This is a genomic window from uncultured Tateyamaria sp., from assembly GCF_947504105.1.
Lineage (GTDB): Bacteria > Pseudomonadota > Alphaproteobacteria > Rhodobacterales > Rhodobacteraceae > Tateyamaria.
In genome coordinates, this window is sequence record NZ_CANNGP010000023.1 from 43,085 (window position 1) to 63,810 (window position 20,726).

Annotated in this window: 19 protein-coding genes and 1 other RNA gene; 7 read left to right on the forward strand and 13 right to left on the reverse strand. The window is 59.8% G+C overall.

Annotated elements, in window-relative coordinates; genetic code table 11:
• Positions 1-24 precede the first annotated feature (24 nt).
• Positions 25-1,611 (forward strand): acyl-CoA dehydrogenase family protein, encoded by a 1,587-nt coding sequence (locus Q1A75_RS14415; protein ID WP_299551552.1) that lies wholly within the window; start codon positions 25-27, stop codon positions 1,609-1,611.
• Positions 1,612-1,826: 215 nt separating this feature from the next.
• Here Q1A75_RS14415 and hemF read toward each other — a convergent pair whose 3' ends face one another.
• The 4 genes from hemF to clpS form a co-directional block, all read right to left on the reverse strand.
• Positions 1,827-2,720, reverse strand: coding sequence for an oxygen-dependent coproporphyrinogen oxidase (hemF, locus tag Q1A75_RS14420; RefSeq protein WP_299551549.1), 894 nt, complete (start codon positions 2,718-2,720; stop codon positions 1,827-1,829).
• A 67-nt stretch (positions 2,721-2,787) separates the two neighbouring features.
• Complete coding sequence (locus Q1A75_RS14425) at positions 2,788-3,591, reverse strand: SDR family oxidoreductase (RefSeq protein ID WP_299551546.1); 804 nt, start codon at positions 3,589-3,591, stop codon at positions 2,788-2,790.
• 3 nt (positions 3,592-3,594) lie between these two features.
• Entirely contained in the window at positions 3,595-4,578 is a 984-nt protein-coding gene (locus tag Q1A75_RS14430; protein WP_299551543.1) for a methyltransferase, read from the reverse strand.
• A 9-nt stretch (positions 4,579-4,587) separates the two neighbouring features.
• Entirely contained in the window at positions 4,588-4,941 is a 354-nt protein-coding gene (gene clpS, locus Q1A75_RS14435; RefSeq protein WP_299208534.1) for an ATP-dependent Clp protease adapter ClpS, read from the reverse strand.
• A 110-nt stretch (positions 4,942-5,051) separates the two neighbouring features.
• Here clpS and Q1A75_RS14440 point away from each other — a divergent pair, with 110 nt between their 5' ends.
• On the forward strand, positions 5,052-5,750 hold the full coding sequence (locus tag Q1A75_RS14440; RefSeq protein WP_299551539.1) for an HAD family hydrolase: 699 nt from the start codon (positions 5,052-5,054) through the stop codon (positions 5,748-5,750).
• A 207-nt stretch (positions 5,751-5,957) separates the two neighbouring features.
• Entirely contained in the window at positions 5,958-7,403 is a 1,446-nt protein-coding gene (locus Q1A75_RS14445) for a D-alanyl-D-alanine carboxypeptidase family protein (RefSeq protein ID WP_299592404.1), read from the forward strand.
• Here Q1A75_RS14445 and Q1A75_RS14450 read toward each other — a convergent pair.
• Both Q1A75_RS14450 and Q1A75_RS14455 read right to left on the reverse strand, forming a co-directional pair.
• Positions 7,400-8,209 carry a M90 family metallopeptidase gene (locus Q1A75_RS14450; protein ID WP_299551533.1) on the reverse strand — a complete coding sequence of 270 codons (810 nt, stop codon included), beginning with the start codon at positions 8,207-8,209 and terminating at the stop codon, positions 7,400-7,402. The two genes, Q1A75_RS14445 and Q1A75_RS14450, sit on opposite strands and share 4 nt — an antisense overlap.
• Positions 8,206-9,081 (reverse strand): LysR family transcriptional regulator, encoded by an 876-nt coding sequence (locus Q1A75_RS14455; RefSeq protein WP_299551530.1) that lies wholly within the window; start codon positions 9,079-9,081, stop codon positions 8,206-8,208. Before Q1A75_RS14455 ends, Q1A75_RS14450 begins: the two co-directional genes overlap by 4 nt.
• A 204-nt stretch (positions 9,082-9,285) precedes the next feature.
• Here Q1A75_RS14455 and Q1A75_RS14460 point away from each other — a divergent pair, with 204 nt between their 5' ends.
• Entirely contained in the window at positions 9,286-9,543 is a 258-nt protein-coding gene (locus Q1A75_RS14460; protein WP_299551526.1) for a DUF6552 family protein, read from the forward strand.
• Between the two features lie 57 nt (positions 9,544-9,600).
• Here Q1A75_RS14460 and Q1A75_RS14465 read toward each other — a convergent pair whose 3' ends face one another.
• From Q1A75_RS14465 to Q1A75_RS14485, 5 genes are all read right to left on the reverse strand, one after another.
• Positions 9,601-11,178, reverse strand: coding sequence for an ABC transporter ATP-binding protein (locus Q1A75_RS14465; RefSeq protein WP_299551523.1), 1,578 nt, complete (start codon positions 11,176-11,178; stop codon positions 9,601-9,603).
• Positions 11,178-12,359: an ABC transporter permease gene (locus Q1A75_RS14470; protein ID WP_299551521.1), complete on the reverse strand. Its 1,182-nt coding sequence runs from the start codon at positions 12,357-12,359 to the stop codon at positions 11,178-11,180. Before Q1A75_RS14470 ends, Q1A75_RS14465 begins: the two co-directional genes overlap by 1 nt.
• A complete protein-coding gene (locus Q1A75_RS14475; RefSeq protein ID WP_299551518.1) occupies positions 12,359-13,450 on the reverse strand; it encodes a microcin C ABC transporter permease YejB in 1,092 nt (363 codons plus the stop codon). The genes Q1A75_RS14470 and Q1A75_RS14475 overlap by 1 nt, the downstream gene beginning before the upstream one ends.
• 4 nt (positions 13,451-13,454) lie before the next feature.
• On the reverse strand, positions 13,455-15,287 hold the full coding sequence (locus Q1A75_RS14480; protein ID WP_299551571.1) for an extracellular solute-binding protein: 1,833 nt from the start codon (positions 15,285-15,287) through the stop codon (positions 13,455-13,457).
• Positions 15,288-15,597: 310 nt separating this feature from the next.
• On the reverse strand, positions 15,598-16,101 hold the full coding sequence (locus Q1A75_RS14485; protein ID WP_299551515.1) for a cytochrome c family protein: 504 nt from the start codon (positions 16,099-16,101) through the stop codon (positions 15,598-15,600).
• A 137-nt stretch (positions 16,102-16,238) separates the two neighbouring features.
• Between Q1A75_RS14485 and Q1A75_RS14490 the strand changes: the two genes are divergently transcribed.
• Positions 16,239-17,069: a prephenate dehydratase gene (locus tag Q1A75_RS14490; RefSeq protein WP_299551512.1), complete on the forward strand. Its 831-nt coding sequence runs from the start codon at positions 16,239-16,241 to the stop codon at positions 17,067-17,069.
• Between the two features lie 64 nt (positions 17,070-17,133).
• Here Q1A75_RS14490 and Q1A75_RS14495 read toward each other — a convergent pair whose 3' ends face one another.
• Positions 17,134-17,601, reverse strand: coding sequence for an SRPBCC family protein (locus tag Q1A75_RS14495; RefSeq protein ID WP_299208556.1), 468 nt, complete (start codon positions 17,599-17,601; stop codon positions 17,134-17,136).
• Positions 17,602-17,637: 36 nt separating this feature from the next.
• On the reverse strand, positions 17,638-18,609 hold the full coding sequence (nudC, locus tag Q1A75_RS14500; RefSeq protein ID WP_299551509.1) for an NAD(+) diphosphatase: 972 nt from the start codon (positions 18,607-18,609) through the stop codon (positions 17,638-17,640).
• Positions 18,610-18,759: 150 nt separating this feature from the next.
• Here nudC and Q1A75_RS14505 point away from each other — a divergent pair, with 150 nt between their 5' ends.
• Both Q1A75_RS14505 and ffs read left to right on the forward strand, forming a co-directional pair.
• Positions 18,760-20,577: a 5'-nucleotidase C-terminal domain-containing protein gene (locus Q1A75_RS14505; RefSeq protein WP_299551506.1), complete on the forward strand. Its 1,818-nt coding sequence runs from the start codon at positions 18,760-18,762 to the stop codon at positions 20,575-20,577.
• A gap of 50 nt (positions 20,578-20,627) precedes the next feature.
• An RNA gene (ffs, locus tag Q1A75_RS14510) (signal recognition particle sRNA small type) lies at positions 20,628-20,725 on the forward strand.
• Position 20,726 lies beyond the last annotated feature (1 nt).

Genomic DNA, 20,726 nt, shown 5'->3' on the forward strand with positions numbered 1-20,726 from the left:
GGCGCAAAGCAGCACGCTTGCACCATGCCCACACCGCGCCGCCATCTGCCCACGCATGAGGTCGAAAACCAGCCTGATCCGCTGGGTGACGTGAACCTGTTTACAGACGATCCCATTCTGGTGACGGTCGCACCCGATCACCTGAAGGAGTACGGCGCGGCATTGGGGCGGGCCGACACACGGGCAACAGGACAAGCTGCCAATCGGCATACGCCGGAACTGACCCTCTTCGATGCAGGCGGGCGTCGCCTTGATGAGGTGACATTTCATCCCGCCTATCATCAGATGATGACGCTCAGCCAAGGCTCAGGCTACGCTGCCACCGCCTGGGATGGCGGCAGCCATGTGGACCATGCTGCGATGGTCTACATGGCCAGCCAGGTCGAGCCGGGGCATTGCTGCCCGCTGACGATGACCTATGCCGCAGTGCCTGCCCTGCAAGCAGATGCAAAACTGGCCGCGATATGGGTGCCGAAACTCAAGGCCCGTTCCTACGACCCCCGCGTCCTGCCAATTGATCAAAAGACATCCGCGACGCTGGGCATGGCCATGACAGAAAAACAGGGTGGCTCTGATGTGCGTACGAACAGCACAAAAGCGATACACGCCGGAGATCATTGGCGCCTCACCGGCCACAAGTGGTTCTGCTCGGCGCCCATGTCGGACGGTTTCCTGACGCTTGCACAAACGGACCAAGGGTTGACCTGTTTCCTCGTCCCGCGCTGGCTCGACGGCGACCGGAACGCGATCCACCTCATGCGGCTCAAGGACAAGCTGGGCAACAAGGCCAACGCCTCGTCAGAAATCGAATATCACAACGCCCTCGCTTATCAGCTCGGCAACGAAGGGCGCGGCGTCCAGACCATCATCGAAATGGTGCACCACACACGGCTGGACACCGCCATCGCACCTGCGGGGCTCATGCGTGGCGCGCTGACCCACGCCATGCACTGGGCGCGGCATAGACGCGCATTCCAGAAAACCCTGATCGACCAGCCGTTGATGGGGACGGTGCTGGCCGACCTGATCCTTGACTGGCAGGCTGCGACCCACCTTGGGCTGCATGTCGCCGCAGCCTTCGATGATCCAAATGCGCGCCCCTTTTCCCGCATCGCTGTGGCCCTCGCCAAGTTTCTCAACAACAAGCTGTGCCCGCGCGTGACGCTCGAAGCAATGGAGGTGCTCGGTGGGATGGGGTATGTCGAAGATACGCCCATGCCGATGTACTACCGCGAAGCCCCCCTCAACAGCATCTGGGAAGGATCAGGCAACGTGATCTGTCTCGACATCCTGCGCACGCTGGCACGCGAGCCTGAGGCAGATGCCGCTCTGACCGCAGACCTCGATAGTGCCACCGGGCAGGATGCCCGCTACGATCAGGCCCTCAAAGACCACCGCGCCCGCTGGCCCGCCCTGCCTGCCGAACACGAGGCGCGCACCTTTGCCGAACGCACCGCGCTTCTTCTGGCGGCATCTGTCCTGATCCGCCACGCCCCCTCTGCCGTGGCTGACGGGTTCATCAGTACCCGCATCCACGCACCATTCGGTCAGATCGCTGGCAGCGCCACTGGCCTCGACATTGCAAGCATCCTGGCAAGTTTCGAAAGCTGAAAGGGTCGGCGGGCGGGCGCCTTTGCGCAAAGCGCAAACAGAGCCGCCCGACGACGCCCACGAAACCGCGCCCCATCGGACACGAGGGTGCCACGCGCAGGGTTAAAATAGGCATATCGCACCGAACGGCGCTCAACTCACTGAAAATACGGCACATTCACAGACCGGTTAAACTTCAGACAAGGCCTCGAACACCTTGTCCCCGCGGGGACAGATCACACCCACTTCGCCAAAGGCGGCAAAGACATCAGCACAGCGTTGGCGTCATGCCCGGTCTCAAGCCCAAACTTGGTGCCCCGATCATAGACCAGATTGTACTCGGCATAGAGCCCGCGATGCACCAGCTGCTTGTGCTTGTGATCCTCGTCCCAATCCTGCACCCGGCGTTTCTCGACCAGCGGCACATAGGCTGGCAAAAAGGCCCTTCCAATGTCCTGGGTCAACGCGAAATCCGCCTCCCAATCGCCGGTGCAATGGTCGTCCATGAAGATGCCACCAACACCCCGCGCGCGATTGCGGTGAGGGATAAAGAAATACTCATCCGCCCATTCCTTGAGACGCGGATAATGCGTGTCCCCGTGGGGATCCAGATGTGCTTTCTGCTGGGCATGAAAATGCGCCGTGTCATCCGCGTATTCGATGCAGGGGTTCAGGTCAGACCCGCCGCCAAACCACCACGCATGGGGCGTCCAGAACATGCGGGTATTCATATGCACCGCCGGACAATGCGGGTTCTGCATGTGGGCCACAAGGCTGATGCCCGAAGCCCAGAACCGCGGGTCATCCTTCATCCCTGGAATACCCTTGCGGGCCGCCATCGCATTCTGCGCCCGTTCCCCCAACGTGCCATAGACCGTCGAGACGTTCACACCGACTTTTTCGAACACACGGCCACCCCGCATCACGCTCATCAATCCGCCACCCGCATCAGAGCCATCATCGGAGGTGCGCTTGGTTTCCGTCACCTCGAACCGACCTGGTGTGCCATCAGACATCGGGCCTGTGCCGTGGTTGTTCTCCAAGCCTTCGAACGCAGCAACAATGTCGTCCCGCAACTGACGGAACCATGCGGCGGCACGGGCTTTCTGGGTGTCGAACTGTTCAGTCATGGCACACTGTCCTGTTTGGTTGACAGTTTTCTAGCCCACACGTCCCCGCGGGGCCAAGGGCAAAACTCTAATGCGCCGGAGCCTCGACCGGGTCGAGCAGACTGCGGCCACCGTCTACGGTCATCACATCCCCAGTCATGAAACCGGAGCCGTCCGACGCGAGAAACTGAACCGCGTCCACCAACTCGGTTGGGCTGGCAATACGGTGGAGCGGGGTGCGTCCCTCTATCTCATCGCGCCAGTCGGGATGATCGCCGATCGAGGCTTTGAGCGAGGCCGACATGACCGATCCGAAGGCTACCGCGTTCACGCGGATGCGTTTCGGCGCAAGGGCAAGGGCCATGGAACGGGTCATCTGCTCAAGCCCGGCCGACGCTATGGAATAACCCAAAAGCTCGGGCCGGGTTTGGTGCGCTGCAATGGAACTGAGGTTGATGATGGACCCGACGCACGCGGCATCCTCGTTGCCCTTGGCCTGTTTGATCATGCGTCGCGCGACTTGCTGACTCAGCCGCAGGGCGGTCATCAGGTTCTGTTCAAGCAGGGTTTCAACCGACTTGTCCTCGGGATCAAGCGCATCGGTCTCCATCACCTGGCGGGAGGCGTTCACAAGGATGTCCACCTGATCGAACGCATCAATGGTGGCCGAGATGAGGTTGGCAATGGTCAGGCGTTGCCGCAGATCACCGGCGAAGTACCGGATGTTGCCTTCTTCCGCGACATCACCCAGTTCATCGGTCAACCGTTTTTCGTCCATGTCGGCGCACATGACGTTGGCCCCACGGTCTGCAAAATGCCGCGCGATGGCGAGACCGATGCCATTGGCAGCACCCGTCACAATCGCGGTCTTACCGTTGATGGAAAAGGACATGGGCTACCCCTTGTTTTTCTTTGGCCGTTCAGCCCGCACCAGTTTGAACCGCGCATCGCCGTCCAGATCAACCACTTTGGTGAAATGAGACGTAAGGGCATCCTCGTAGGGCAGATGTCGGTTGGCGACCATCCAAAGCGCCCCGTGGGGACGCAGGATGCGGGCGGCGTTGGCGATGAAGGAACGCCCCAAGGATGGATCAGCGCTGCGAGACTTGTGGAAAGGCGGGTTCATGATGACCGCATCAACCTTTTCGGGCGGCATCCATACGGTAGCGTCCGCCCAGTGGAATTGCGCGCGAGGGTCCGTCACATTGTGACGGGCACATTGCAGCGCCATGTCGTGCGCTTCGACAAGATGAACCGCTTTGACATCGCGGGTCAGGATGTGGGCAGAGAGATAGCCCCAACCTGCGCCGAGATCGGCAACCGAGCCCACCATGGCTTCGGGCAATGCCGCGACCAGCATTTCAGACGCGGGATCGACACCATCGGCCGAGAAAACGCCTGGGGCGGTCCAAAACCCACCCGGATGCAGTTCGGGGCCGCGTGCCCAGTCGGAAAAATCGGCACCACCAGCCATCCAATAGATCTTGCCATGCGCCTTGGAGATGGGTGCGCCCACCTCGATCCGCTTGCGCAGCGCTTTCAACATGGAATCCGCGCCATCCGTCTTTTGCCCATCGACGATCACAGGGCCATTGGTTTGCGCCATCGCGGCTGCGACGAGGGATTGCGCCTCGGCCCGCGCGCGGGTCAGGCAAACGATGCTGGCGGCAAAGCGGGTGTCTTTGGGAAGTTCGGGTGAGACGGTGTAACCCATACGTTCAAACCGGTCGCACACCATGACCAAGGGCGACACGACGCGCACGCGGTCCTTGGGAAGCGCGGACAGGTCGGCATCCTCGGGCGGGTGCAGAACGGCCACGGGGCCGTCGCCCCATGCGTCCATCGCATCGAGCGCCAGAGGCAGACGATCACCTAGCACGTAGGCGGCCTATTCCTCTTTTTCCATTGTGCATTGCAGCGGGTGCTGATGCCTGCGGGCAAAGTCCATGACCTGTCCCACCTTGGTTTCGGCAATCTCGTGGCTGAAAACGCCCACAACGGCGAGCCCCTTCTTGTGCACGGTCAGCATGATTTCGAACGCCTGTGCGTGATTGAGGCCAAAAAACCGTTCCAACACATGCACCACGAATTCCATGGGTGTGTAGTCGTCGTTCAAAAGCAGCACCTTGTAGAGCGGCGGGCGCTTGGTCTTGGGCTTGGTTTCGGTGACAATGGCGGTATCGCCATCCTCATCCGCCGGACCTGCCGACTTGGGTGCCATCATGTGCATGTCAGACTGCATGCGCGTCCTCATAAACGGGAATCTCTTGGTGAGCTTGGATCACCCTATATAACGCAAGCGCGTATTTAGGAAAGAGGGCGGTGCGGGAATGTCGCGTCATGGTGATCCCAATGGGCTTTGAAACCGCGTGTATCGCGTTCGATGCAGACGATACGCTTTGGCACAATGAGCGCGTGTTCAAGCTGACGCAGGAGCGGTTCGCAGAATTGCTGGCCCCGCACGCAGATGTGCCGGACCTGGATGCGCAATTGCTGGCTGCCGAGCGCCGGAACATCGGGCACTATGGTTTCGGCGTGAAGGGCTTTGTCCTGTCGATGATCGAAACGGCGCTTGAGGTTACCGAAAACCGGGTGCCGGGAAATGTCATCGGCGACCTGATTGCAGCAGGTCAGGAGATGCTACATCACCCCATTGACTTGCTGCCACATGCGGACGAGGCGGTCGCCCGCGCCAAGGAACATGGCCCCGTCCTGTTGATCACGAAGGGCGATCTGCTGGATCAGGAACGCAAGCTGGCGCAATCCGGCCTGAGTGATCTGTTTGACGGGGTCGAGATCGTGTCGAACAAGACCCCGGCTGTCTATGCCCGCATATTCGACCGCTTTGGTGGCGCAGACCGCGGCATGATGATTGGCAATTCGATGAAATCCGATGTGCGCCCAATGATTGATGCGGGCGGTTTCGGTGTTTTTGTGCCCCATGATCTGGCCTGGGATCTCGAGGCCGCCGATGCGCCCGAGGGGCACCCGCGATACGCCGCCCTTCCCAATTTGGGTGCCCTGCCCGACTTTCTGAAAACGCGGCGGTAAGCCGCCGCCACATTCTTGCCACAATCGCCCTTTTGGGGCCATGCGCTGCCGCATCCCCCATATGTTGTTTGATGCGCGTGCAGAAAAACGGAAACGTGAGCCGCATCAACACTTTATCGAAAATGCGACCTGTGTTAGCTTCGCGGCAATTACAAAAAAGGTCAGCCGAATAATCGGCGGCCAGAGGCAGACATAGGCAGGTTTACCGTGAAGGTTCGGCGCGCACAGCCGGCCCGGCTAGGGCTTATTATTTTTGCATTGTTGTGGATGGTGGTCATTGTGCCCGCCTCTGTCATGGCGGCACCTTATGCGGCGTTCGTGATGGACACCCGTACGGGTGAAGTTCTGCATTCCCGCAATGCAGACACGCAGTTGCACCCCGCATCACTGACCAAGATGATGACGCTATACGTCGTTTTTCAGGCGGTGGAACGGGGCGAGATCACCATGGACACCGAGGTGAAGGTTTCAAAAAAGGCCGCTGCCGAGGTTCCGTCGAAGCTGGGCCTGAAGGCCGGATCGAGCATCAAGTTGCGCTATCTGGTGCGCGCCTCTGCCGTGAAGTCAGCCAATGATGCGGCCACGACCATCGCCGAGGCGATCTCGGGTTCTGAAGCTGCATTTGCCCGTCGCATGAACCGCACCGCCAAATCGCTGGGCATGACCCGCACGACCTTCAAGAACGCCCATGGCCTGACCGAGAGTGGCCACATGTCCACGGCCCGCGACATGTCGACCCTTGGGCGGCACCTGCTGTACGATTATCCGCAGTATTACAACCTGTTCTCGCGCACCTCGACCAATGCGGGCATTGCCAATGTGAACAACACGAACCGTCGGATGCTGGCCAACTACAAAGGCGCGGACGGGATCAAGACCGGTTATACCCGTGCGGCCGGTTTCAACCTTGTTGCATCGGCCGAACGCGGGAACGAGCGCATCATCGCAACCGTCTTTGGCGGCAAATCCACCGCATCGCGCAACGCCAAGGTGGCTGAGCTGCTGGATCTTGGGTTCCGCCGTGCGCCCAGCCGTGCGCCGCTGCGCAAGCCGTCCAAGCCCAGCTATGTGCCCGGGGATGAATCGGTTATCATTGCGGGCAATCAGGACGCCCCCAGGGGCGCTGGCAAGATCATTCGCCTAAGCGGCGCGGTCAAGACAAGCTACCGTCCGAAGATGCGTCCGGGCACCGCAGCCCCTGTTCTGGTCGCAGAAGCACCTGTGGCGTCGACCGTATTGCCGGATGACATCCAGACCGCGTTGGTCGCGGCGCAGGTCACCGAGACAACGGCACCAGCGGCAGCCGCTGCGGTCTCCGCCGCGCTGGCACCGACTGTCCGGCCCGAAGCACGTCCCACGCAGGTTGCGCTGCAGGCCGAACCCGAAGTCGTGACCCGCGTATCGACATCCGGTGGCCGCCATTGGGGCGTGAACGTGGGCCGCTACGGCAGCCGCTACAAGGCCGAAAAGGTTTTGTTGCAAACCGCCCTGGCCGAGATGTCATCGCTGGATGGCAGCTTGCGCAAGGTTGTACGCCGTCCCACGGGCTTTGACGCGAACTTTATGGGCATGACCCGTGATGGGGCCGACCTGGCCTGTCGCCGCTTGCAATCGCGCAACGTGACCTGCTTCATGATCGGACCGCAATCCTAGGCCCAATTCGCCGGATCGACGTTCAACAGCATGGAAAGCTGTTCGTAGACCTCGGGCTCTACGGCCTTCAGCCCATCGGGCTTTTCAAAGAACAGCTCGACCGCGACGGCAAAGAACTCTTCGTGGCTGGTGGCACCATAGGCGTCGATAACCGTGCGCCGTCCGGACTGCGTATTGGCAACATGGCGATCATAGGCTTCGACAATCACCTGCGCCCAGCGGACAAAGCTTTGGCCTTCGGCCATGGGTGGCGCGCCGTCGGTCTGGCCCGAGAGGTCATCCAGTTGATGCGCGAATTCATGCAGCACCACGTTCAAGCCGTCGCTGTCATTCAGCCCACCCTGCTGCACATCCCGCCACGACAACACCACAGGTCCGCGTGACCAGCTTTCGCCCAATCGCACCACCTCTTCCTCGGTCACCACGTAACCGTCCTGCTTGGTTTGCTTGGACTTGAATGCACCGGGATAGATCAACACGGTCGTCAGATGTTTGTACCAGGCATCTGTCCCCACAACGAGCAGGGCGGCCTGCCCCGCAATGCTGAGCGCAATGTCATCCGTCACCTCGAGCCCGTCACATCCCACCAAGTCGACCTGATTGAGAAACAGCGCAACCTTGCCTTCGAATGACATCTTTAGCGAGGGTGGCAGTTTGCGAACAAGCGGCACCTGTGCCCGGATGATCCGCCACTCGGCCTCTGTCAGCCGCGAGGCAAGCACCTCTTGTTGCCATTGTCGTTTCGACCATGCGCGCCATGCCAGCGCACCGCCGATCAGCACCAGAAGTCCAAAGAACCAGTTCATGTGCGCGCCGCCTTTCTGATCCAGCGGATGAAATCCCGCAGCGTCGGACGGAGAATGCCGGGACGCGTGACAAGGTAGTAGCCCGCACCATCGGTCGCATCCTCGTGCAGAACGACAAGCCGTCCGGCTGCAATATCGGCGGCAACGAAGTTGCGGACCGTAACGGCAAGCCCCTGCCCGTCCCGCGCGCCGTCGAGCATCAGGTTACCAGGCACCTGTGTCACCGGCCCCCTGGGCATGTCGGCAACTCCGCGCTGGGACAACCACCTGGAGCTTTCCGTGGTCCCAATCTCTTCCAGCCACGGCAAGGCACCCAGACTTGAGGGGTCGGACACATCACGCCCCGCAACAAGGTGAGGTGCCGCAACCACCACCATCGAGGTTGGGACGAGAAGTTCACTCTCAAGCCCATCCCACCCCCCAACGCCATAGCGGATCGACAGATCGACACCGCCCGGCGACAGCGTCACGATGTCGGATGTTGGGTTGAGCACGAGATTGATTTCGGGATGCTTGGCGCGAAACTCGGACAGACGCGGCATTAGCCAGGCCGAGGCAAAGCTGGGCGTGGGCGAGATATGAAGCGGGCGCGCCGCCTCGGCCCCTGTTACAAGCGCCACGGCGCGCGCGATGCTGGCAAACCCGTCAGCACAGCCTTGGGCCAGAATTTCGCCATCCGGGGTCAAACGCATGGCCCGACCCGAACGATCCAGCAAGCTGACGCCAAGATGCGCTTCAAGCGCGCGCAGTTGCTGGCTGACGGCGGCATGGCTGACAGACAGGGCCTGCCCCGCCGCAACAACGCTGCCGGTGTCGACAAAGGCGGCAAAGGCCCGGAGGGCTGCGAGGGGGGGAAGGCTACGCCATTCCATATGTCAGTTCAGCTTACACATGAGCATTCCAATTGAGTCGCATAAAGCGCGCACCGGATCAATATACAATCATGTTCCCTAACCGCCCAAGAGATGCCTCATGCTTGACATTTACGCTCAAACTTTCATGATAGCGACCCGCCAGCGCCGCTGTGTCCGGGTCACCTTGCCCAAACTCCGCTGGTGGCAGGGCAAGCGCACCAAATGCGTCGACCTGGAACGGCTATGAACGCGGTTCTGCGGCGCACCACCGAGACAAACACGATCAAGTGGGGCGCGTCGGTTATCCAGATCTTTGGTTATGGCGCAACGGCCATCGGGCTGGCACCATTGAACATGTACCTGTTCCTGGCCGGGCTGATCGGCTGGCTGATCGTGGGCTGGCGTTGGAACGATATGGCGATGACGCTGATCCATGTCATCGCGCTGGCGGCCATGGTGATCGGACTGGCCTTGACCTGAAGGGACGGTGGGCGGGGTGTCGTTGACCCGAAACGGGGCAACGCACGTCGCCCTCTGTCAATGCGTGGCTTGCAAGAGCAGGCGCGTATAGTCGGTCTGGGGTCGTTCGAACAGGTCCGCTGCCACGCCCTGCTCCACGATATCCCCCTGTTTCATCACCAGCATCTTGTGGCTCATGGCCCGGACGACCTTGAGGTCATGCGAGATGAACAGGAAGGCCAGCCCATATTTCTCCTGCAGCCCACGCAGCAACTCAACGATCTGCACCTGCACTGTCATGTCCAGCGCAGAGGTCGGTTCATCCAGCACCACCAGTTTGGGCCGCAGTACCATGGCGCGTGCAATGGCAATGCGTTGCCGCTGACCGCCAGAGAATTCATGCGGATAGCGATCCATGGTCATGGGATCGAGGCCTACCTCGGTCATCACCTCGGCCACCACCTCTCGCGCGCTGCGCCCATCGTCGATGCCGTGCACCCCCAGTCCTTCGGCGATGATCTGCATCGCAGTCATCCGGGGTGATAGGGATCCGAACGGGTCCTGGAATACGATCTGCATATCCTTGCGCAGCCGCCGCAGCTCGCGCACCGACCACGCCCGGATGTCCTGCCCCATGTAGACGATCCGCCCCTCGGACGAGATCAGCCGCATGATGGCCAGTGCCAGCGTGGTCTTACCCGACCCGCTTTCGCCCACGATGCCCACGGTTTCGCCCGCATGCACCCTGATCGTGGCATCGTTCACCGCTTTGACATGGCCTACCGTCTTTCGCAGCAGCCCTGCGGTGATCGGAAACCAGACCTTGAGGTTTTCCGTCTCGGCCACCAGTTCGGCGCCCTGCGGCACGGGGGCCGGGTGACCCGTGGGTTCGGCGCTGAGCAGCTTTTGCGTGTAGGGGTGCTGGGGCGCGTCGAAAATCTCTTTCGTCGGGCCGGTCTCCACGATCTCGCCATTCTGCATGACGCAGACGCGATCCGCGATGCGCCGGACGATGCCAAGGTCGTGGGTGATGAACAGGAGGCCCATGCCTTCGGCCGCCTTGAGATCCGCCAGAAGGTCGAGGATTTGTGCCTGAATGGTGACATCAAGCGCCGTCGTAGGTTCATCAGCGATCAGCACGTCGGGCTTGTTGGCCAGCGCCATGGCGATCATCACGCGCTGGCGCTGCCCACCGGACAGCTCGTGGGGGTAGGCGTTCAAACGGCTTTCGGCATCGCGGATACCCACCTTGTCCAGCAGTTCCAGGATACGCGCGCGGGCAGCCTCCCCTGCGAGCCCCTGGTGCAGGGCGAGGCTTTCGCCCAGTTGCTTTGCGATGGTATGCAGCGGGTTCAGCGAGGTCATCGGTTCCTGGAAGATGAATGAAATGTCGTTGCCCCGCACTTTGCGCAGCAGCCGTTCATCGGCCCCGATCATTTCCTGATCGTCATAGGTGACGGAGCCGGTGACCTCGGCGCTATCGCCCAGCAGGGACACGGTGGAGAGGGCCGAGACCGATTTGCCCGAGCCCGACTCGCCGACAAGCGCGACCGTCTCACCCCGGTCCACATGGAAGGACACGCCCTTGACCGCTTCGGTCAGTTGCCCGTCCTGGCGGAAGCCGACGCACAGGTCTTTGACTTGCAGTAGCGCCATTAGGAGAAAGTCTTTCTTGGGTCGAACGCGTCGCGGATGCCTTCGAAGATAAAGATCAGCAGGCTGAGCATCACGGCGAACACGGTAAAGGCGGTGAAGGCAAGCCACGGGGCCTGCAGGTTCTGTTTGGCTTGCAACGTCAGTTCCCCAAGCGAGGGGGCAGAGGATGGCAGGCCGAACCCGAGGAAGTCGAGCACGGCCAGGGACGAGATTGTACCCGTGATGATGAACGGCAGCATCGTCAGCGTCGCCACCATGGCGTTGGGCAGCATGTGCCGGAACATGATGGTCAGGTTGCTGACGCCCAGCGCCCGGGCCGCGCGGACATATTCGAGGTTCCGGGCGCGCAGGAATTCGGCGCGCACCACGCCCACGAGGCCCGTCCAGCCAAAGAGGATCAGAAGGAACACGAGCAGCCAGAAACTTCGGCCCAATATCGCGAACATGATGATGATGACGTAGAGGCTGGGGGTGGAGGACCAGATCTCGATGATCCGCTGGAAGATGAGGTCGGTGCGCCCACCAAAATAACCCTGGATGGCCCCTGCGAAGATGCCGACGATGGCCGACGCCCCAGTGACCACGAGGGTGAACAGGACGGACAGGCGGAAGCCATGAATGACGCGGGCCAGCACATCGCGCTTGGTCCCGTCGGTGCCCAAGAGGTTCTCGCTGTTAGGTGCCAACGGGGCAGCACCTGGGCGATCCACAGCGGTGTCGAAACTGTAGGGAATGAGGGGCCAGATGGTCCAGCCCTTGGTGATCGCTTCGCCGTCGACTTCCCCGTCTTGCGCGTCTTCGATCACACCCTCGGGGTCATCGAAACACGTATCAAGCCCGCCCGACACGATCAGACATTCCACTTCCGGGTCACGGTAGCTGGCCTCGGTCCGGAAGTCGCCGCCAAAGGCGGTTTCTGGGTAGAAGTTCCAGATCGGCGTGTAGAATTCGCCCTGATACCGCACGAGGATCGGTTTGTCGTAAGCGATGAGTTCAGCCACCAACGACAAGCCGAACAGGATCGAGAAGATCCACAGCGACCAGTAGGCGCGGCGGTTCTTCTTGAAGTTCCGCCAGCGACGCTGGTTCAGCGGCGACAGGGAGAAGAACGGGCGGCGTGGGGCTGGCACCACCGCGGTTGGCGGGGCGTCCGTATTGGTCACGGGGTCTGGCATCGCCATCAGCCCTCCCTCCGCTCAAAATCGATGCGGGGGTCAACCAACACGTACATCAGGTCCGAGATGATACCCACAAGCAGCCCCATGAGGCCAAAGATGTAGAGTGTGCCGAAAACGATCGGATAATCGCGGGCTACGGCCGCCTCGAACCCGAGCCGCCCCAGCCCGTCGAGCGAGAAGATGGTTTCGATGATCAGTGAGCCGCCAAAGAAGACACCGATGAACACGGCCGGGAAGCCCGCAATCACGATGAGCATGGCGTTGCGGAAGACGTGGCCATAGAGCACGCGGCGCTCAGACAGGCCCTTGGCGCGGGCGGTCATCACGTAGAGCTTCTTGATCTCGTCCAGAAAGCTGTTCTTGGTCAGCAGTGTCAGCGTGGCAAAAGCACCAATCGTACCTGCCAACACAGGAAGGGTGATGTGCCAGAAATAGTCGGCCACTCTGCCCAAGGCGCTGAGATTATCGAAATTGTCCGATGTGAGACCGCGCAGCGGGAAAATCTGGAAGTAACTTCCGCCTGCGAAGAGCACGAGCAACAGGATGGCGAACAGAAAACCGGGGATCGCATAGGCCGCGATGATGGCGCCCGAGGTCCAGGTGTCGAAGGGTGTGCCGTCCTTGACCGCCTTGCGAATGCCCAGCGGGATCGACACGAGATATGCTATGAGCGTGGACCACAGCCCAAGCGTGATCGACACCGGCAGCTTTTCGACGATCAGGTCCACGACGCTGATAGATCGGAAGTAACTGTCGCCAAAGTCAAAGCGGGCATAGTTCCAGATCATGTTCAGAAAACGCTGTATGGGCGGTTTGTCGAACCCAAACTCAGCCTTTAGTTCCTCAATGAATTCGGGCGGCAACCCCCGCGCGCCCACGTATTCGCTGTTAGAAGCAGTATCGAGTTCATCGGCCCCCGCATCATTGTTGCCCCCGGCAAACCCACCAAAGACGTCGCCCCCACCCTGCGCGCGCGCAATGGCCTGTTCCACAGGACCACCGGGCACGAACTGCGTAAGGGTGAAGTTGACCAAAAGGATGCCCAGCAAGGTCGGGATGACCAAGAGCAGCCGTCGCAGAATATAGGGGCCCATTGCCTTACCTCAGTGCGCCGGACGCTTTGAGGGCAGCGGCCTTGTCTTCGTTCACCCACCAGAAATCGAGGTAGCCCAGGTTGTAAGGCGGGATGACGGCTGGATGTTCAAACATGTCGTAATATGCCACCCAGTGGTTTGGACTGTACCAGAGAGGCACCACAAAAAATTCATGGCGCAGCGCCCTGTCCAAGGCCATCACTGCCGCTTGTTCCTCTTCACGTGTTTCGGCGTGCAAGGATATGTCAATCAACTCGTCCACCAGAGGGCTGGCAAGACCGGCAGGGTTGAACAGAGAATATGCAGCATCCTCGGATCCATACCACTGACTCAGCCCAGTCCCCGTTCCAAGGAATGCGGCATAGCTGTCGTACAGTAAGTCATAGTCCCGGTCCCGTCTGCGTGCGGTGAATTGTGACGAGTCAACGCGTTCTAGCGTAATGTCGATACCCATATTGGAGACGTTGGAAACAAAATTCTCCATAACTCCAGTGAGCGTCGGGGACGACGCACTGTTGAACAGGAAGTTCAGCTTCAAAACCTCGCCATTTGCATTGCGGCGCAAGCCATCGTCCCCCACCTGCCAACCTGCATCATCCAGTAGACGCATCGCCTTGCGAAGGTTGCGTCGATCCCGCAAGGTTTCTGGATTGGATGTATGCGGCATACGTGCTGGTTCAGTCAGCATCGCTTCGGGCACGAGGTCACCCAGAGACTGCAAAATATCCAGCTCAATGCCCTCTGGCGGCGCGTCAGCCATAACAGGCGTGCCTTGGCTAAAAGATGCGCGTTGCTTAAAGAGGCCGTTTTGCAGGCTTTCGTTGGTCCATTCGAAGTTGTAGCCAAAGGCAATCGCTTCTCTGACGCGGCGGTCTTTCAACGCATCTGATCCAAGGTTAAAGATGATGCCCGTGGGTGAAGGCGGCGTTCCGTCGCGCAGTTCTCTTTTCAGAACGGCCCCGGACTCGATCTTTGGAAAGTCGTATTGTGTGGCCCATATGCGGCTGTCGCCTTCCAGGCGGAATGTGTATTCACCCGCCTTGAACGCTTCGAAAGAGGCGGCGCTATCCCCAAACAACTCGACTCTCATGCTGTCTAAATTGTTCCGGCCGACATTGAATGGTAGATCCTTGCCCCAATAGTCGAGGTTTCTTTTAAGCACGATGCGACGCGTGATATCAACGGTATCGACCATGTAAGCGCCCGACCCCGGTGAATTTTCGAGACGCGATTCGTTCAACTTGGCACCTGTCTCCTCGTACCATTTCTTGGACCAGGCGGGCACACCTCCCACTTGCTCAATAAGCGACCGACGGGAAATGCCGTCAGCAAAATAGAACTTGATCGTATGATCATCCAAAACTTCGACTTTCGGAATGCTTCTGCGCACAGACTCGGCGTAAGACTTGAACCCCTGATCCAGCAGCAAGTTGTGGCTGAAAGCGATATCATGGGCCGTTACCGGCGTTCCGTCCGAGAAGCGCGCTTCGGGCCGCATATAGAACTTCACCCATGAACGATCCTCAGGGTATTCTAGTCGCTCGCACAATAGACAGTAGTATTCGCCATATGTGTCCGCGGGCGCTGCACCCCCGCCGGGTGCTTCCCCAAGAAGACTTTCATACATCATGATCGAGAACAGATGTGCTCGGCCCTGGCGCGAAGCCGCGTTCATTGAGTCAAGCGTCCCGACAAACGCAATCGCCAATTCCCCACCCTTGGGTGCCTCGGGGTTCACGTAGTCGAAATGTGAGTAGTCCGCCGGGTAGGTCAGATCACCATAGAAGGAATACCCATGGGACGAGATGATATTCTCATCCCTCTCTGCCCGTGCCATGCCAGCCAGCGCCAGCGTTGCCAAAAGCCCAAGGATCCCCAGCCCTCCCCACAGGATGTGTTTGTTCCGTGTCTCTTTCACACGAGCCTGTGCCTGGGCACGTCTGCGGTTGGGTTGCATTGGTACTCTCCTGTTCGTGGCATTCAGGGCCGTCTTGTGATTGGAAGTAAGCTAAATGCGCAATGTGCCAATATGCAACTTGAGATTCCGTGATCACGATGCCCGGCATGTGAGACCGTTGAAACAATTGGCAAGAAAAAAGCCGCAGGCGAGGCGCTTGCGGCTTTGATCCGGTGGGAATTTGAAACAATCAGTCGTCAATACTGTCGAGATAGGCGATCAGGTTGGCCCGATCCTCGATCTTCTTCATACCATTGTAGCCCATCGATGTTCCTGGCGCATAACCGCGCGGGTTCTCAAGAAAGGCGTTCAGATGCTCTGGTGTCCAAACGTCGACGACAGCGTTCAGCGCACCGGAATATCCAAAGCCTTCGGCGGTTTCTACGGTGCGGCCAACAACGCCATACAGGTATGGGCCGGCGCCGTTTGCGCCAGCTTCCAGCTTGTGGCAGGCGCTGCATTGACGGAACGCTTTTGCGCCTTTGGATGCATCAGCCGTGGCATAAACATCAGCAAAAGCCACTTCGACCACCTCTTCCGCGCCCTCATCGGTGCCGGTGTCGATGGCGTATGCTTGCTCGCCGTGACCATCGACATGGTACAGTTCTTCGGCGGCCCATTTGCCGAGCAAAAGCACCAGCAACGCACCACAAAGGCTGGCCGCAATCTTGGTAAAGGTCATGGTGTCGAACATTTGGCTTCCGATTCCGTGGCTTTTCATGTTGTTCCGGCGGGTATCTACGGCTTCCCCTTGTGACTGGCAAGGTATAGAAAGCGCGACCAATCGCCCTGCCCGACGATCGGTAGCGGGCCGGCAGCAAAGGACAAACGATGTCGACACGGATTGCATTCCAGGGTGATCTGGGCGCCTACGGCCACGAAGCCGTTCTGAAAGCCCGGCCAGATGCCACCCCGGTTCCCTGTCATGCTTTTGAAGATGTGATTGCCGCTGTGCGTGATGGCGCAGCCGACATGGCGATGCTTCCGGTGGAAAACACGACCTATGGTCGTGTGGCAGATATCCACCGCCTGCTGCCACAAAGCGGGTTGCACATCGTTGATGAGGCGTTTGTCCGTGTGCGTATCGCGCTGATGGCCCTTCCGGGCCAAACGCTGGACGATATATCACTTGTCCGCGCCCACCCGGTTTTGATCCCACAAGCGCGCGCTTATCTTGATACACACGGCATTGCAGCCGAGGCCGCCCCGGACAGCGCAGGCGCTGCGGCCGCCATCGCGAAAGCAAGCGAGATGGGCGTCGGAGCACTGGCGTCTTCCGTCGCTGCGGATATTCATGGCCTGAACGTCCTTGCCCGCGATATCGAGGATCAGGGACACAACACCACGCGCTTCTTGTTGATGGCGCCTGAGAAGGACACGGCCCGCCGCGCCGACACGATGATCACCACGTTTGTCTTTGAAGTGCGGAACATTCCGGCTGCGCTCTACAAGGCCATGGGTGGATTTGCGACAAATGGCGTGAACATGACCAAGCTGGAAAGCTACATGGTCGGTGGCGCATTTACGGCCACGCAGTTTTACGCCGATGTCGAGGGACACCCCGACGATCCTGAGCTGGCACGGGCACTTGAGGAGCTGGACTACTTCACCAACCGGCTCGACATCCTTGGGGTGTACCCGGCAGCGCCCGGTCGGGATTGATCACGGGGCGGTGGGCGGGCGCCTTTGACCCGTAAGGGTCAAACAGAGCCGCACAGCGACAATATCAAGCGCTGCGTTCCAGACGCTCTTCGAGCCCTTTGGCGTAATCTGCAACCCGCAGCTTGAAGCGCTTCGTCAGTGACGTCTTGGCCAGTTTCAACGACTGTATGAACAGCCGCGTGGACAGCGTCAGGGGCACAATGTCCAGTGCCAGCGCCATGCGCGTCCGGGTGCGTGACAGGGCCAGCAATTCGACTGAAAAGGTGCCGCTGATCCCTGCAGATGTGATATCGAACACCATCTCATTCGGCGCGTCGTAACGCGTAAGCTCAAGGTCCATTTCACGCCGACGACCACGCATCTTGAAATACACTTTCCAGCGCATGCCGACACCGGCTTGTGTCAAAGGATCCACCCGCTGCACCTCGGCACCGCGGCGCATCGCCTGACGTTCGAAACCGTCAAAATCGTTGAGGGCTGCGAACACCTTGTCGATATGCGCAGCCACGTCTTCCCGGGCCGAGAGCTTCATTTCATATGCCTGTTATTTCCCGGATTCAGTCTCCCCTCAATCAAGGGTGTCCGCAAGCCAGTTCTCAAGTAAAAAGTGTGCAATTGCCCCTTTGCGTGCAGGCAGGACGGTTTTGTGTTCGCCTGCGAAGATCGCAAGCATCTCTTCGCGCGTGACCCATATGGCGTCTTCGATCTCGTTCGGATCGATCGTGATGTCACGTGTCAATGCTTCACCTTGGCACCCAAACATCAACGAAGCCGGAAACGGCCATGGCTGGCTCGAGAGATATGCAACAGGCCCCACACGGATACCCGCCTCTTCAAACACTTCACGTCGCACTGCCGCTTCGAGGGTTTCGCCCGGTTCTACGAACCCGGCCAGCAACGAATACATACCCTCCGGCCATCCGGGCGACCGGCCCATCAGGACCGAGTTCCCATGGGTGATCAGCATGATAACCACCGGATCCGTGCGCGGGAAATGATGTGCGCCACAAGAGGGACAGGTGCGTTGCCAGCCCGCTTGGGTCATCTCCGACGCCGCGCCACACTTGGCGCAGAAGCCGTGGGTATCGTGCCACCCAAAGACGGCTTTGGTTGTCGCCGCGAGTTCGGCGTCGCGCGGTGACAGCCATGTCATGGTGCGCCGCAATTCAGCAAAAACCTCATCTTCGGCACAGGCAGGGTGGTGTTGCTCTGTCGGGTCCAGAAACCCGCCCAACGTCGACAAGTCCAGATCATCTGGTGCCCAGCGGGACACATCCAAGGCAAAGCGCGGCGCACCATCTTCGCTCCCAAGAAACACGGCAGTTTTCATGTCTGCGACTTCACAAGCGGGGTGATCCATCGCAAGGCGCACCAAAGATGCCGGTCGGGTACGTTGGATCAACGGTTTGCCACGCCAAATCAGAACCGCGCGCGCCGTCGGATCAGCCAGCGCCCTGGCGATAGCCTCAGCATCGCCCCGCATCTCTGCCGCCCGGTCGAGGTGGGACCCCCCGAATGTCACGGTCTCAGCATGTTTCATGCCTGCCCTCGCATTTTCTTCATTTGCGCCTTGCTTGGCATGCGCCAGACGGTGACGCAATGGGACGGCGTATGGTCCAACGCGGATGTTTCCGAACCAGATGTTCTTTTTTGCTTGCCTTGAACTCAACCGTAGGGTGCAAGTTGCAATATGACCCTGCCGACCGCTTGTTTACGCATCGCCGCCACATCCGACGTCCATATGCACCTCACCGGATGGGATGCACTGCGCAACACCCACACGCAAACCAAGGGTATGGATCGATTGGCGAACCTGATCCAAGACGCGCGCAGGACGGCTGCCGGCGGTTTTATTCTAGTCGATAACGGGGACGCACTGCAGGGTACTCCACTGGGCGATATTTGCGTGGATGCGCCAGAAAACCATCCATGGCCAGCCATTCTAAACGCTCTGAACTATGACGCTGTCGGCCTCGGCAACCATGATTTTGATTTTGGGCTGCCGTTCCTGAACCAAGTGATGGGTCAGGCCCATTGTCCTGTGCTGTGCGCCAATGAGACAACCAATGCTGTCATATGTGCTGCCCCCTTCGCCATCGTTGAACGCAATGTCCTCTGTTCAGACGGTGAGGGTCGCCCGCTGCGTGTCGGGCTAACATCGGTCCTGCCGCCGCAAACCGCCGTGTGGAACCGGCGTTGTCTGGACGATGCAGTGCAATTCGAAGGCGGCGTCGAAGCCGCTGGCAAAGCAGTCTCAGCCTTGCGCGACGCAGGTGCGGACGTTGTTGTCTTCTTGTGCCACAGCGGACTGAACGACGGCGTCGATTCGACTGGCGAGAATTTTGGGGCGGCGATCGCTGCAGATGTGCCAGGCGTCGATGCAATGATCCTGGGACACACCCATCTGCGATTTCCTGGACCAGACCACTCAGGGCTCGACGGGGTGGATGCCATCAACGGCACAGTGTTTGGTGTGCCAGGGGTGATGCCGGGACACGCAGGTACAGAACTGGGCGTGATTGATCTGACGCTGGTGCATGGGCGGAACGGATGGCAGGTCGACGGGCATGCCGTGCGGCGTTCTGGTGTCCGCATCGATGATCCCCAGGATCAGACATTGGTGAATATCACCAGCCCTTTGGTTGAAGCCGCGCGGATGCATCTGGACAAGCCAATCGGGACGACACCCGAACACTTGCACACTTGGTTTTCGATGCTGCGCCCGTCCCCGACAGAAGCGTTGGTCGCGCGAGCGTTATCAGGCACGATTGCCAAAGCTGTCGCTGGCACGGACCTCGCCAACTTGCCCGTTCTGGCAAGTGTTGCACCGGCCGCACTGGGTGGCAGGGCAGGCCCGGACAACTATGTCAACATTCCATCAGGCCAATTGTGCGAACGTCACGTCGCCATGTTGTGCCCTTATCCCAATACGGTTTGGGCTGCTGTCCTAACCGGCGCAGACCTGCAGGACTGGATTGAGCGCAGCCTCGCCTTTTTCAATCCGGTCGATGGCGAAGGCGCTGCTTTGGTGAACCCTGACTCTCCGGCTTTCAACTTTGATGTGTTGCATGGAACGGAGGTGGAGGTGGATTTGCGCGCACCCGCAACGTTCGAAACCAATGGTCATCGCGTGCTGCCAGACGCATCTCGCGTGAGACAATTGGCGTATGGAGGCCAATCGGTGCACCGGCAAGATCGCTTCGTGGTCGCCATGACCAGTTATCGTGGTGCCGGTGGAGGTAATTACCCTGGCATCGGTCCGCAGACAGAGATTGTGCAGACGAATGTGGAAGTGCGGCAAGCACTGCGGGCTGCAATGGCCGGGGACATACAGTCGGCCATTGTACCTGGCTCGGACCCTTGGAGATTCACGCCCAACCAAGGCGTTCGCCGCATCATCCAGACATCACCGGTGGCAGAGGACTATCTGTCCTATATCTCGGACTTTGATCCGCGACCCTTGGGTTTGGACGAAAGCGGGTTTCTTCAGGTCCAAGTCTCGATATGACTGATTGTGCACCTCTTGCACCGGATGGGTGCCCGCTTTATATGACCTCTTGAGAGGTTGGCGCGGGCAGGCGCCTCGCCAACCCGGTCAGATCCGGAAGGAAGCAGCCGTAACGAGCCCCGCTTGGGTCGTTGTCAATCTCTCACCAA

Bases quoted from the DNA above. Each gene is read 5' to 3' on its own strand.
- Q1A75_RS14415 (WP_299551552.1), top strand. From the start codon at position 25: ATGCCCACACCGCGCCGCCATCTGCCCACGCATGAGGTCGAAAACCAG.
- hemF (WP_299551549.1), bottom strand. From the start codon at position 2,720: ATGACTGAACAGTTCGACACCCAGAAAGCCCGTGCCGCCGCATGGTTC.
- Q1A75_RS14425 (WP_299551546.1), bottom strand. From the start codon at position 3,591: ATGTCCTTTTCCATCAACGGTAAGACCGCGATTGTGACGGGTGCTGCC.
- clpS (WP_299208534.1), bottom strand. From the start codon at position 4,941: ATGCAGTCTGACATGCACATGATGGCACCCAAGTCGGCAGGTCCGGCG.
- Q1A75_RS14440 (WP_299551539.1), top strand. From the start codon at position 5,052: ATGGGCTTTGAAACCGCGTGTATCGCGTTCGATGCAGACGATACGCTT.
- Q1A75_RS14450 (WP_299551533.1), bottom strand. From the start codon at position 8,209: ATGAACTGGTTCTTTGGACTTCTGGTGCTGATCGGCGGTGCGCTGGCA.
- Q1A75_RS14455 (WP_299551530.1), bottom strand. From the start codon at position 9,081: ATGGAATGGCGTAGCCTTCCCCCCCTCGCAGCCCTCCGGGCCTTTGCC.
- Q1A75_RS14460 (WP_299551526.1), top strand. From the start codon at position 9,286: ATGCGTCGACCTGGAACGGCTATGAACGCGGTTCTGCGGCGCACCACC.
- Q1A75_RS14465 (WP_299551523.1), bottom strand. From the start codon at position 11,178: ATGGCGCTACTGCAAGTCAAAGACCTGTGCGTCGGCTTCCGCCAGGAC.
- Q1A75_RS14470 (WP_299551521.1), bottom strand. From the start codon at position 12,359: ATGGCGATGCCAGACCCCGTGACCAATACGGACGCCCCGCCAACCGCG.
- Q1A75_RS14475 (WP_299551518.1), bottom strand. From the start codon at position 13,450: ATGGGCCCCTATATTCTGCGACGGCTGCTCTTGGTCATCCCGACCTTG.
- Q1A75_RS14480 (WP_299551571.1), bottom strand. From the start codon at position 15,287: ATGGCACGGGCAGAGAGGGATGAGAATATCATCTCGTCCCATGGGTAT.
- Q1A75_RS14485 (WP_299551515.1), bottom strand. From the start codon at position 16,101: ATGTTCGACACCATGACCTTTACCAAGATTGCGGCCAGCCTTTGTGGT.
- Q1A75_RS14490 (WP_299551512.1), top strand. From the start codon at position 16,239: ATGTCGACACGGATTGCATTCCAGGGTGATCTGGGCGCCTACGGCCAC.
- Q1A75_RS14495 (WP_299208556.1), bottom strand. From the start codon at position 17,601: ATGAAGCTCTCGGCCCGGGAAGACGTGGCTGCGCATATCGACAAGGTG.
- nudC (WP_299551509.1), bottom strand. From the start codon at position 18,609: ATGAAACATGCTGAGACCGTGACATTCGGGGGGTCCCACCTCGACCGG.
- Q1A75_RS14505 (WP_299551506.1), top strand. From the start codon at position 18,760: ATGACCCTGCCGACCGCTTGTTTACGCATCGCCGCCACATCCGACGTC.